The organism is Alteribacillus iranensis (assembly GCF_900113025.1).
Taxonomy (GTDB): Bacteria; Bacillota; Bacilli; order Bacillales; family Marinococcaceae; genus Alteribacillus_A; species Alteribacillus_A iranensis.
Genome location: NZ_FONT01000001.1, coordinates 469,103 through 481,581, shown reverse-complemented (window position 1 = coordinate 481,581; position 12,479 = coordinate 469,103). Strand labels below are relative to the sequence as shown.

11 protein-coding genes and 1 pseudogene are annotated in these 12,479 nt (G+C 41.7%); 5 read left to right on the top strand and 7 right to left on the bottom strand.

What is annotated here, in order from left to right:
- Positions 1–148 precede the first annotated feature (148 nt).
- Entirely contained in the window at positions 149–289 is a 141-nt protein-coding gene (locus BM095_RS02425; protein ID WP_091656898.1) for a YezD family protein, read from the bottom strand.
- A 186-nt stretch (positions 290–475) separates the two neighbouring features.
- Between BM095_RS02425 and BM095_RS02420 the strand changes: the two genes are divergently transcribed.
- Positions 476–985: a cupin domain-containing protein gene (locus BM095_RS02420; RefSeq protein WP_245757778.1), complete on the top strand. Its 510-nt coding sequence runs from the start codon at positions 476–478 to the stop codon at positions 983–985.
- A gap of 58 nt (positions 986–1,043) precedes the next feature.
- Here the strand turns inward: BM095_RS02420 and BM095_RS02415 are convergent, their stop codons facing one another.
- The 4 genes from BM095_RS02415 to BM095_RS02400 form a co-directional block, all read right to left on the bottom strand.
- Complete coding sequence (locus BM095_RS02415) at positions 1,044–1,562, bottom strand: DUF1641 domain-containing protein (RefSeq protein WP_091656895.1); 519 nt, start codon at positions 1,560–1,562, stop codon at positions 1,044–1,046.
- A complete protein-coding gene (gene fdhF / locus BM095_RS02410; protein WP_091656892.1) occupies positions 1,546–4,512 on the bottom strand; it encodes a formate dehydrogenase subunit alpha in 2,967 nt (988 codons plus the stop codon). The genes BM095_RS02415 and fdhF overlap by 17 nt, the downstream gene beginning before the upstream one ends.
- A gap of 126 nt (positions 4,513–4,638) precedes the next feature.
- Positions 4,639–5,007, bottom strand: a complete 369-nt coding sequence (locus tag BM095_RS02405) for a DUF2294 domain-containing protein (protein ID WP_091657846.1) — start codon at positions 5,005–5,007, stop codon at positions 4,639–4,641.
- An 89-nt stretch (positions 5,008–5,096) separates the two neighbouring features.
- Positions 5,097–6,341: an L-lactate MFS transporter gene (locus BM095_RS02400; protein ID WP_091656890.1), complete on the bottom strand. Its 1,245-nt coding sequence runs from the start codon at positions 6,339–6,341 to the stop codon at positions 5,097–5,099.
- A gap of 392 nt (positions 6,342–6,733) precedes the next feature.
- Here BM095_RS02400 and fdhD point away from each other — a divergent pair.
- From fdhD to mobA, 4 genes and pseudogenes are all read left to right on the top strand, one after another.
- Positions 6,734–7,510 (top strand): annotated as a pseudogene (gene fdhD / locus BM095_RS02395) (formate dehydrogenase accessory sulfurtransferase FdhD); the annotation flags it as partial.
- Positions 7,511–7,884: 374 nt separating this feature from the next.
- Positions 7,885–8,667 carry a molybdate ABC transporter substrate-binding protein gene (gene modA, locus BM095_RS02390; RefSeq protein WP_091656887.1) on the top strand — a complete coding sequence of 261 codons (783 nt, stop codon included), beginning with the start codon at positions 7,885–7,887 and terminating at the stop codon, positions 8,665–8,667.
- Complete coding sequence (gene modB, locus BM095_RS02385; protein ID WP_091656884.1) at positions 8,664–9,326, top strand: molybdate ABC transporter permease subunit; 663 nt, start codon at positions 8,664–8,666, stop codon at positions 9,324–9,326. The genes modA and modB overlap by 4 nt, the downstream gene beginning before the upstream one ends.
- Positions 9,327–9,338: 12 nt before the next feature.
- Entirely contained in the window at positions 9,339–9,917 is a 579-nt protein-coding gene (gene mobA / locus BM095_RS02380; protein WP_091656882.1) for a molybdenum cofactor guanylyltransferase, read from the top strand.
- A gap of 17 nt (positions 9,918–9,934) precedes the next feature.
- Here the strand turns inward: mobA and BM095_RS02375 are convergent, their stop codons facing one another.
- Both BM095_RS02375 and BM095_RS02370 read right to left on the bottom strand, forming a co-directional pair.
- Positions 9,935–11,332: an MDR family MFS transporter gene (locus BM095_RS02375; RefSeq protein ID WP_091656879.1), complete on the bottom strand. Its 1,398-nt coding sequence runs from the start codon at positions 11,330–11,332 to the stop codon at positions 9,935–9,937.
- 17 nt (positions 11,333–11,349) lie between these two features.
- A complete protein-coding gene (locus BM095_RS02370) occupies positions 11,350–12,234 on the bottom strand; it encodes a TetR/AcrR family transcriptional regulator (protein WP_091656876.1) in 885 nt (294 codons plus the stop codon).
- Between the last annotated feature and the right edge of the window lie 245 nt (positions 12,235–12,479).

The window sequence follows — 12,479 nt, the reverse complement described above, 5'->3', positions numbered from 1 at the left end:
ACCCTTTCACAAAAGTTAACGCATCCTGCGCAACCACCAGTAAATAGCTATTATAATTTCCTAAAAAATAAAAAAGCGACGCTCTTCCTCACCTCTCGTTAGGTAAAGAAGATACGCCGCCTCCAGTGTGTCTGGTCAGCAACCCTGATTATAATCTCATCTTTTCTTTCTTCTCTAATTGAACGACTTTCCCATCTTGCACAACCAAAATGACAGATCCAAATTTCAAATCTTTAAGGAGATGTTTTAACTTAGCGAAGACATCATCTAGTTCTTCTGAATGCTTCATATTTCTCCCTCTTTTCAAAACCAAGTATTTTTATATACATTATATAATTAATTTGTTAAATTGTATTTTAACCAACACTAATGGAAAAGTCAAACACATTTCAAGAAAAAGTCAGTTGTTTGATCCACACTTAATATGGATATAGTGCCTAATAAGAGATTTTCACGAAGAATCGGAGGGGTACAAGTGAAAAATGAAGATGTAACTGCTATGACGTTTCGCAATAACGGTGCGATACCAAATAACGAAGAACTCCCCGTGTTACTTTATTCCGGGGTATTCAAAGACAACCCTGAAGTTTGCCGGGACGTATTTACAGAGAATAATTGGACAAACAGCTGGTTAGGAAGCATCCACGAGTATGATCACTACCATAGTAATACGCATGAAGTGTTAGGGATTGTTAATGGTTCTGCTCAAATTCGTATAGGCGGAAAGAAAGGAACCAATTTCGACATGCGAGAAGGGGATGTAATTGTTCTCCCCGCAGGAACAGGCCATAGACTGATGAGTGCTAGTTTTGATTTTAGAGTGGTAGGTGCTTATCCAGAAGGAAAGAGCTATAATGAAAAAACCGGAAAGCCAGAAGAGCGAGACTCTTCCATAGAAGAAATGAAACAAGTACCTTTACCTGAGAAAGATCCTGTGTACGGGGAGAATGGACCTTTAATTAAAATGTGGGCAGAGGAAGAATAAAAAGAATAGAAACTGAGAAACGCCGGGCGTTCATCGCTCCGGCGTTTTCATTGGTTCATTATACTTTTTGATCAGGCATTCTTTCTTTGCTTTTCATTTCATCGTCAGTATCTTGTCCCATCCCTTTCAGAAATGTCATCATTAATGTCAAGGCCCGATTGATTTCAGGATCTTTCAGAGCCCGAACGAGGTCAAGGTATCCTGTTTTCTGCCCAGAGCCACTGTTTTCAGATACATGTTCAATTCCGTTATTTACTTTAAGCAGTATTGGCTCTAATTCCTTGATATTTAATTTCCCTGCCACTCCCAGGATCAACAGTAAATTACGAATAGCATTCGTTGATTCTGGCTTGTTAATCGCATCCATCAGAACTTTAAGCACTTGTTCCCCTTCACTTAATAATCCATTAACTAATGATAACAGTCCGTTATTGTTCGCATGATTAAGGATATCTACTGTCTGTAAGATGGCTTCTTTGTTGTCGATCAGTGCATCTTCAATTTCTCGTAAATCCTTCTGACGTTTTTCTTCCTCTGTTAGTTCCCATTTTTTAATCGATTCAATTTTTCTGGCCATGGGCTGCCGCTCCTTTTTTCACAAGGTTTCCAGGGAAATCATAATCCTCCCGCTTCCACTTCCTCTTCACTTGAACACCAATTTGCGGTTGTGGATTTCCGTAACGATGATTGATTCGAGGCAATGGAGACTCCCCAGTTTTTTCTAACACTTCCATTCGTACCGACACTTCTTTGTAAGCAGGTGTATCTGTATCCTTGTCGGCATAGCTGCTCGTTAACAAATTAACCGCTCCCGCATTATTATCATTCATAGGGATATAGACTTCTTTTCCGCGCACGCGATCGGTGACTAAGCACTTCATTCTTACAGCACCATAAGGGGACTCAAGGCGCACAAGTGTACCGTCCGTTACCCCTCTTTCCTTCGCTAGTTCTGGTGATACTTCCACAAATACTCTAGGTGTTTTGCTTGTGATCCCTTTTGATTTATACGTCATATTACCTTCATGGAAATGCTCAAGCAGGCGACCATTATTTACGTGAATATCATATTCTTTTTCATACTCAAGAGGCTTTGTCCAATCAACAGGGAACAATTTTGCTTTCCCATCGTCAAATGGAAACTCTTCTGTGAACAGTAATGGGGTATCTGTGCCATCAGGTTCAACCGGCCATTGCAAGCTGTCATATCCTTCTAAACGCTCGTACGATACCCCGGCAAATAGGTCAGCTAAACCGGCAGCTTCTGCCATAATGTCACTCGGATGTTCGTAATTCCAATTTGCCCCTAATGTATTAGCCACCTCCTGGATGATTCGCCAATCCGGCTTTGAACCACCCAACGGCTCTAGTACTTGGTAAAGACGTTGAATTCTACGTTCTGTATTAGTAAATGTTCCTTCTTTTTCTAAACTAGGGCTGGCTGGAAGAACTACATCTGCGAATTTTGCGGTTTCTGTTAAAAATAGATCTTGGACTACGAAAAACTCTAATTTTTCAAATGCTGCGCGAACGTAGTTTATATTAGAGTCTACGATCCCCATATCTTCACCTTTTAAATACATGGCTTTTAGCTTACCTTCGTGGACCGCATCCACCATCTCATGGTTGTTCCATCCTTTTTCGCTTGGTAAGTCAACTCCCCAGCCATTTTTATATTTTTCACGCACCTCCTCGTCAGCGACTAATTCATAGCCTGGCATACGATCTGGCATGCTGCCAAAATCACTGGCTCCTTGTACATTATTATGCCCTCTCAACGGGTATGCTCCTGCTCCCGGCTTTCCATAATTCCCAGTCATTAATAGTAAATTTGAAATAGCCGTACTTGTGTCGCTTCCTCCTGAGTGCTGTGTTACACCCATCGCCCATAATACACAAGTGGTCTTAGCATCCCGTATCATTTCTGCCGTCTTAATTAATTCTGCTTTGGATACACCGGTAATTCGCTCTGCTTCTTCCAATGTATATTTTTCGAGAGATTCTCTATATTCTTCAAGACCGTTGACACGATTTCTCAAAAACTCCTCATCTATCCAACCATTGTCAGCTAAGTATTTTGTCACTGCAGACAACCATACGAGGTCAGTCCCTGGTTTCGGACGAATAAATAAATCGGAACGCTCAGCCATCTCATGTTTGCGTAAGTCTGATACTATCAGCTTTTGACCGCGTAGTTTATGAGAGCTTTTTACTCTCGTCGCGAGAACTGGGTGTGATTCAGCGGTGTTGGATCCGATAACGATCACTAATTCGGACATTTCAATATCCTTAATAGAACCAGCGTCTCCTCCATGTCCTACAGTGCGGAAAAGTCCCATCGTTGCAGGAGTTTGACAATAACGCGAGCAATTATCAACATTGTTCGTGCCTACTACAGCCCGAGCTAATTTCTGCATTAAGTAGGATTCTTCATTGGTACACTTCGAAGAACTAATAAAACTTAATGCATTGGCTCCGTCTCTTTCTTTTATCTCCATGAACTTCTCTTTTATTAATTGAAGCGCTTCTTCCCAGCTGGCTTCGTGAAACTCTTCGCCTTTACGGATCAACGGTTTCGTTAACCGTTCCTCACTGTTTACATAATCCCAGCCGAATTTCCCTTTCACACAAGTTGAGATTCCATTAGCAGGCGCTTCCACTTGGGGTTCAACTTTTAATATATCTCTCCCCTTCGTCCATACGTCAAAACTGCATCCGACTCCGCAATACGTGCATACTGTTTTCGTTTTGTTGATACGATTATCACGCATCGCCGCTTCCATTTCAGAGACGGTCAAAATAGAACCGTATCCTGTCTCCACATCTTTGGTTACTTCTATCATAGGGCGCAATGTTTCTTCAGAGAGACCAGTCATGTAACCTGCTTCACCGAGCATCGATTTCTCCATCATAGCGTTGCAGGGACAAACCGTGGAACAATGGCCGCAAGAAACACAAGACGATTCATTAATAGGAACATCATCATCCCATATAACTCGCGGGCGTTCCCGTTCCCAATCAATGGTTAATGTTTCTGTCACTTGTACATCCTGGCACGCTTCGACACAGCGCCCACAAAGTATGCACTGGTCGGGATCGTACCGATAGAAGGGGTGAGACATATCTTTCTCATAAGGTTTTGTTTCAAACGGAATGCTTTGATGGTTGATTTTCATATCTCTCACTGTATTGTGTACTTCACATGCGCCATTATTGTAATCGCAAACCGTGCAATATAACTCGTGGTTATATAAAATGCGATCCATCGCAATGACTTGTGCTTCTTTCACGTGAGGAGACAATGTATTAATACGATCCCCATCTTTCATTTCAGTGGAACAGGCCCTGACCATTTCTCCATTCACTTCCACGATACACGTATCACAAGTCTCAATAGGCCCAAGGCTAGGATGATAACAAACGTTAGGAACTTCATTTCCATGATCATCTAGTAATTCCAGGATCTTTTGATTACTTTTCGCTGTAACTTTCTCTCCATTTACGATAGCTGATAACTGGTCGCTCATAACAATCACCCTTTCTGCTTTTATTCCGGGCAACGGTCATTGAAAAACAAAAGCCACCGCACTCTGCTATAAAAAGGCGAAGCAAAAAGCGGTGGCTGAGCCTTTCACAGGAACGCTGCTAAGTACTTAACCATGTTGATGTTTAAATTTTTTTTCGATATCTTCGTCGAATACGAAGATAGACATCCCAAAATCCCTTTCAATATCAATGTCTACGAACAAATCAATAAAATGACATTGAAGAAGCTCTTCCATTTCCACCGGGTGGTTTTTTCTGTACATTTCTTTTACCATTTCTGTTCTGGCCTCGCGCAGAAACTGTTTGCCTTCTTCGGCGTTAGCAATAAATTTCTCTACTGGTGAAAGATTCCCTTCCATTTCACATATCGCCCAGCATTTACAAAACGTAGTGCTTATTTTACTAGGCCCTTTCCCCATATGACGTTTTCGGAAAGCTCGAACTAGATTGCTAAATTCTGCTTCGTATTTTCCCATGATGTCTGCCGTCTGTCCTTTCACCGCGTACTGTTTTGAATACTCTTTCTTTTTCCTTAATTTCAGTATAAAGAGAACTTCTTAGGAGGTCAACTTGCGAGCGTGTCCTTGCTTTCTTTTAGTTGTTTGATGTCCAAACGAACTAACAATGATATAACAAGTGCGATGAAAATTAATACTCCAAATATATACAGTGTAGCGGTATAACTCTCTGTGGCTTCACGTACCCAAGCGGCAATGTTTGGCCCGGCTAATCCAGCTGCAGCCCATGCCGTTAAAATATAGCCGTGAATCGCTCCTAATTGTTTCGTGCCGAATAAGTCACCAATATAAGCAGGTATGGAAGCAAAACCACCTCCGTAGCAGCTAATAATCAGGAACAGTAAAATCTGGAACAAGATAGCTGAAGTAACACTCGGGAGAACAAAATAAGTTACCACCTGGATAATGAAAAAAGTAGTATATACATTAGGACGCCCTATATAGTCTGAAATGGTAGCCCATCCTAGACGGCCTGCACCATTGAAAAAGCCCATAATCCCTACCATTGTAGCTGCCGCTGCCGCCGATAAACCTGCGATTTCCTGTCCCATGGGAGAGGCTACTGCTAAAATAGCTATACCGCATGTCACGTTAATAAATAACATCAACCATAAAAACCAAAAACGGCGTGTCTTAATTGCTTCATTGGCAGTGAGTTGGGAGAGATCCATGTTTCTTTTGCTCCCTTCCCCTTGGCCTGCTCCTTCCATGTAACCGTGAGGAGGCTTTTCCAAATACAGCGCGGAGGCAATCATGACGATCAAGAAAATGGCACCGAGTATATAAAAAGTATTTGCAATACCGACAGATTGAATGAGAGCTCCTTTTACAAGGCTGTAAATGACAGCCGAAAAACCGAAGCCCATGATAGCCAATCCAGTGGCCAGCCCTCTTCGGTCAGGAAACCATTTTACGAGAGTAGATACGGGAGTAATATAACCAACACCTAGTCCAATTCCTCCTAACACACCATATGTTACATAAAGAAGGCCCAATGACTCGATAGAGACTGCCAATCCAGAACCTAAAATACCTAAACTGAAAAAAGAAGCCGATACCAGACCCGATACTCGAGGTCCATATTTCTCTACAAAATGTCCTAAAAATGCAGCGGACAACCCTAAAAATAGAATCGCTAAACTGAAAGTGAACGAGACTGCGCTTAAATCCCATCCATACTCCTCCATCAATGGGTTTGTGAAAACACTCCAAGCATACACAGATCCAATCGATAAGTGAATCCCTACTGCGGACAATGCAATAAGCCAACGGTTCTTCGTCCTTTTCACCACTCTCACCTCACTGCATGATTTTTTCATCTTGTTTTCTCAAACAAAAACCAAACACTAGTGCGGCCTTAAAAAAAGCGTCGAGTTTACTCAGGAGTGTATGATCCTAAATAAACACGACGCTTAGTATAAAGCAGGTACGCTGCTTTCAAACTATAGAAATCGCTTACATCAATGTCCTCATTAAAACCCAACAACAGGAGCGCTGCCTTGAGCCTTAATGACATTCCATTGTAACCTATGTAAGATAATACCTTTTTTTGAACATTTTGGCAATATGATTTTGACAATTCTAAGTTGTTTAAACAAGAAGGGTTGTCACACAGCAAAAGTTATGGTTATATTTGAATTATGTAACTTTTTCTATGTGGGGTCACTGAAAAAAGGGGGGAACCGTGAGTGAGATGGAAAGCAAAATAGAACCTGTAATTACATATAGGAATGGACACTTTACCAGAATAGAAGATGAAATCGCTGTTGAAAAGCCGCTGACCATTATCATTAATGAGATAGAGTTTGCAACAATCGTATGCTCCCCGACTGATTTAAGAGAATTGGTCATTGGTTTCTTAGTCTCTGAAGGAGTTATTTTCCTTCTAGAAGATGTACATTCTTTAGACATAGACGAGGAGCGAGGCTTCGTTTACGTGAATTTAAACAAGCCAGTGCCAGATCCATCTCATTACACGAAACGATTGATTGGTTCATGTTGCGGAAAGAGCCGGCAATTTTACTTTCATAATGATTTGAAAACAGCAAAAACGGCGACTTCATCTTCCTCACTCTCTCCGCAGCAGTGTTTGGTATTAATGGAAAAATTGCAATCTCAGAGCGCTTTATTTGACCGCACGGGCGGCGTTCATAATGCGGCTCTTTGCACGAGCGAAGATATTCTGCTCACCCGCTCAGATATCGGGCGTCACAATGCTCTCGACAAGTTATATGGGTACTGCCTGGTGAACAAGATAAATGTCCGTAATAAGGTCCTGGTTTTCAGCGGCCGATTGTCATCAGAAATACTCACAAAAGCTGCTAAAATTGGTGTTGGTATTGTGTTGTCCAAATCTGCCCCTACGGACTTGACTATTCGACTTGCTCAAGATTTGAACATTACAGCCGTAGGTTTTTTGAGAAACGAAAGTTTTAATGTGTATTCCCACCCGGAACGAATTGTAAAGAATAGCAAAGGAGGAGTTTCCATGGGAAAATGTAATATTGACCACAGCCTCGACTCTGTACGCGAAAAGTTAGAGAGCCAGCGATCCTACCTGCCTGATGATGTGTATCAGCACAGCCAGACTATTTTAGGTGAAAATCCAGATCAAACAACTCTCAACGAACTGTTTCATCTTCTAAAAAAATATGATTTAGCAGACATAAAAGAAAAACAAGAACGTGATGAAAAAATAATCGCGCTCACCATGTGAGTGTTCCCTCTCTGCTATAAGCTGAGAGGTTTTTTCATTTCCCGTATGTTTCCCCTTGCTTGATGCAAGGATGTCTAACGAAACTCTCTGTGAAACTCGTAACAGAAAGGCCATGAAACATGAAAATGATATTAACCATTCCCTGGTTGGTAATGATTCTCTTTCTCCATGCATGTTCTTTCTCAGGGACGAATCAACAAACAACCATTTTAGTCTCCTCGGCAAGCAGTCTTCAAGGGTTGCTTGCTGATGTAGAAGAACAATTTGAAGAAAAATACCCTGACATTGATGTCGTTTTCAATTTTGGCTCATCCGGGTCTTTGAAACAACAAATACTGTATGGAGCGCCTGTTGACGTCTATTTATCTGCCTCTAAAGACGCGTTTGTAGAATTAATAAGAGAGAAGAAAATGGACAAGGAACATTCTACTATCTTATTAAGAAACAGCCTTGTATTGGTAACTAAAGACGGAATAACTATTCGAGATACAAAAGATTTAACTTCCTCTGTTATTGAGCGGGTTGCTATTGGTACTCCAGAAAGTGTCCCTGCTGGTAAATACGCAAAGGAAGCTTTAACCGCTTTACAATTATGGGAGGATCTCCATCCTAAGTTAGTTCAAGCAAAAAATGTACGTCAAGTGCTAACCTATGTAGAAAGCGGGGATGCGGACGCCGGGATGGTGTATAAGACAGATGCTGTCTCCGCGTCAGACATTCACATTACAACAGAGATTCCTGAAAATCTTCATACCCCTATTTTATATCCAGTCGGCGTAACGAATTTTGGAAAAGAAAAAAAGGAAGCGATGCTGTTGTATGAATTCTTACAGAGCCAGGAAATTCAACACTCCATAGAAAAACACGGCTTTCAAAAAGTAACAGGAGGAGACCTTCCATGATAGAGCTTTCAGCATTATGGGAACCTATCCGTCTCTCTCTACAAACAGCAGTAGCTGCTTTGCTTATCGTATTCGTGGCAGGAACAGCAGCAGGTTGGTGTATGTCCCGCTACACATTCAGAGGAAAACTCATCATCGAAACGATATTTTTATTACCGACGGTTCTCCCGCCAACGGTTGTTGGATTCCTATTAATTACTATATTTGGGACTTATGGTGTCGTTGGAAATTTTCTCTATTCTCTCTTCGATCTTTCTCTGATGTTTACGTGGACAGCAGCCGTGATTACTGCCGTCATTGTTGCTTTTCCTTTTATGTACCAATCCGTAAAAGTCGGCCTTGATTCAGTGGACCGCGATATCGAAAACGCAGCGCGTGTCGATGGCGCCTCAGAATGGGAAGTGTTTCTTTTTATCTCTCTCCCTTTATCCTTAAAGTCTATTATTTCTGGACTAGTGCTTAGCTTTTCGCGAGCGCTTGGTGAATTCGGGGCTACTTTTATGTTTGCCGGAAACATTCCAGGTCGTACACAAACGGCCCCTATTGCTATCTTTACTGCAATGGAAGCGGGGAATATGACACTTGCTTGGACACTTGTTATTATCTTGGTCGTCCTATCATTTGCTATGTTATTATCTATACGAACGTTTGCCCGCTAAGGAGGGATATTCATGAATTTGGCCGGGGTAGTATTAGCCGGCGGAAAATCATCCCGCTATGGCTCTCAGAAAATCTTTGAAACGTATCAAGGTCTCCCGCTTTATAAGCACAGTCTCCATGCTTTGTTGCAAGGCGGAATCTCCGACACATACATATCTACAAATAAAGAACTCGCTTCGTCGTTTTACCAAAAAGAAACTGACCTCCTCGTGGAAGACAGTTTTCATGAAGGACCGTTATATGCGTTTGCTCATGTGGCGCGCTCTCTCTCACAACGGTACGATTGGCTGTTTCTACTCCCTTCTGACAGTCCCTTCGTGTCAGAGGATTTCATTCCATATATGGTATCTCAGCTACAAGAAACGGGAAATGACTTTGATTGTCACCTCCCTGTTTCCGGCGATACATGGCAGCCACTTCACGCCATGTATCACACTCGAATTTTATCCGCGGCAGAGAAATGTCTCGCCCAAGGCAAAAGGAGTATGCTTCCCCTTCTACACTCTATACGTGTAAACACCATCCCGTTTCCAGAAGACGAGCCGAGTTTCGTAAACATTAATCGACCACAAGATTGGCGCCGAATCTAAGAAATATGACTATATCTTTATTCAGAGGATGGGTGCTTAATAAAGAATGATAACAACAAAGCGATGAACCCAAAAATGAGAGCTGCCCAGAATGCCATATTCACGCCGTGTATCAACGCCTCGGCGTCCACCCCTGTTCCTAACGCGCTGGTTGTCATAATCGTGACGAGCAGTGCGGTTCCTATCGAAGCAGCGACTTGTCTTAATGTATTGTTCACAGCGGTACCATGCGGAATCAAACGAGTGGGAAGTGCGTTTAAACCCGCTGTTGTTACTGGCATCATTACCATAGCCGTGCCAACCATCCGAATGAGATACATGGTTGTTAAATAAGCAAAAGATGTCGTCGATGTTAAATCTGTGTACATGAAGTTAGAAAAAGTCACTAAAGTAAGACCAATGAGTGCTAACCATTTCGCTCCTACCGCGTCAAAAATTCTCCCGGTTATTGGAGACATAATCCCCATAAGGATCGCCCCCGGCAACATGACAAGTCCAGACTCCAGTGCAGAGAAATTCCTCATATCTTGCATGTAAATCGGCATAATCGTTGCTCCACCGATCATCGTAATAAATACGAGCATACCAATAATCGTTGATAAGGTGAAAGGCCAGTTTTTTAACACTCTCAACTCTAATATTGGCTGTTTCAAGCGCAGCTGTCGGATAGAGAAAAAGAAGAGACTTATTAATCCGATAGTCATGGTAATTACTACCGGAAGGCTGCCCCATCCTAAATTGCCCGCACTACTAAATGCATACAATATTCCTCCGAATCCTAAAGTGGACAATATAATAGATAAAACATCTACCTTCGGAAAATGCTGTTCTGTCACATTCTTCAATACGAAATAGGCGAATATAATGTCGATCACTGAGATAGGGAAAACAATATAAAAGAGCGTTCTCCAATGAAAATGATCTACCATAAAGCCGGATAACGTCGGACCTATTGCGGGAGCAAATGAAATCACAAGCCCCATAAATCCCATCGCCTGTCCTCTCTTTTCTTTTGGAAAAACAAACAGGACAATAGTCTGCATAAGAGGCATCATAATACCAGCACCGGCCGCTTGAACAATTCTCCCGACCATTAAAATAGAAAAGCCTGGAGCTACGGCACAAATAAGCGTACCTGTTGCAAACAGACCAATCGCTGTCAAGAACAGCTTTCTAGTGGTGAATGTCTCTATTAAAAAGGCGGTAATCGGGATCATGATCCCGTTCACCAGCATAAAAATAGTTGTCAACCACTGAGCTGTGTTGGCGGTTATTTGCAAATCTTCCATGATAGGAGGAAGAGCGGTAGCTAACAGTGTTTGGTTTAATATAGCTACAAAAGCCCCCACCAATAAAACAGCCATGAGAGGGACTTTTTTAATTTCAGTTCGTTCCTGAGTTTGAGTGTTCGCCATCGTATACGCCTTCTTCTTTAATAGTTATACTCATTTTTTTCTAATACATCTTCAAGCCATGAGAGACTATGAACTAGTTTTGTCTCCGTTTTAATAAACCTTATGAGAGATTTAATGAGTATTTTTTGCGGGTCTCCCCGTGTTATCTCCCGTTTCAACAGGTGAAGAGCTTCCATTATCTCCGTTTCATTTTGAAACTCTAACTGTCGGACTTCCTCTTTAAAGAGAAGGAACCAATTCTGTAACTCATCTTCCTTCTCGTTCCCCTCTTCCCCTTCTTGCTTCTCATGTTTTTCCATCATATCTGAGGTTAATATCGGTTCCATTGTTTTCATATGTTGTACCGCCATGTCTAATCGATCCACTAGCTTTTCTGCAGCCTCTTCTTTATCAAGTATACGAATCGACTCTCCTAATAGAATAATTAACTCTTTGATGGCTCCCTGCCACATAAGAACGACATCCCATAGGACAGTCTGAACCTCACTTCCATATACATATAAGAGCCATTTTTTATGAATCCGTATCATCGATGCTTTTGTCTTTTTTACGATGGGCTGAAACTTCTGATTCTCGTGAGACGGCACCACTTTATGCAAGAGCAGGAATAAGTCTCGATTTTTGTAAAGCACTTCCATTTCAAACGCAATCAACTTGACTAATTTTTCCCTCTTGGACAAGTCTTCACGCCGCTCGATTTTCTCAGAATGAAGAACAACTTGATGGTGATTATAACGAAAAACTTCCATTAAAAGATCTTCTTTGGAGCTAAAGTATTTATAAAAACTACCTTTCGAAATACCGCAATACGTCGCTATGTCCTGAACCGAGGTAGAGCTATACCCTCTCTCGGAAATCAATTGCAGAGCTGCCAGTATGATTTGTTCTTTTTTATTATTCATGAACTAGGGCGCAGATTATCGTCACTTCAGTCATGAGAGGAAGCGCCCTTTCACTTCCTTCCTAGGTCCTTCCAAAAGTTTAGACTCACCGGTCACGAAAAAACCAATGAGTTCACACACTTTACCTATTGTATATACCCCTCTCTTCCTTGTCAAAAGTTATGATTTAGTACCATTCTGGCTCTAAAGAGAGGGGGGGCTGTATGTTTCTCGTAAGTAAATAGTTAATACGGAGAGCAGAATAT

Coding starts and splice junctions, on each gene's coding strand:
- modA (WP_091656887.1), top strand. CDS start 7,885: ATGAAAATGATATTAACCATTCCCTGGTTGGTAATGATTCTCTTTCTC.
- BM095_RS02370 (WP_091656876.1), bottom strand. CDS start 12,234: ATGAATAATAAAAAAGAACAAATCATACTGGCAGCTCTGCAATTGATT.
- BM095_RS02425 (WP_091656898.1), bottom strand. CDS start 289: ATGAAGCATTCAGAAGAACTAGATGATGTCTTCGCTAAGTTAAAACAT.
- mobA (WP_091656882.1), top strand. CDS start 9,339: ATGAATTTGGCCGGGGTAGTATTAGCCGGCGGAAAATCATCCCGCTAT.
- BM095_RS02375 (WP_091656879.1), bottom strand. CDS start 11,332: ATGGCGAACACTCAAACTCAGGAACGAACTGAAATTAAAAAAGTCCCT.
- modB (WP_091656884.1), top strand. CDS start 8,664: ATGATAGAGCTTTCAGCATTATGGGAACCTATCCGTCTCTCTCTACAA.
- BM095_RS02415 (WP_091656895.1), bottom strand. CDS start 1,562: ATGGCCAGAAAAATTGAATCGATTAAAAAATGGGAACTAACAGAGGAA.
- fdhF (WP_091656892.1), bottom strand. CDS start 4,512: ATGAGCGACCAGTTATCAGCTATCGTAAATGGAGAGAAAGTTACAGCG.
- BM095_RS02405 (WP_091657846.1), bottom strand. CDS start 5,007: ATGGGAAAATACGAAGCAGAATTTAGCAATCTAGTTCGAGCTTTCCGA.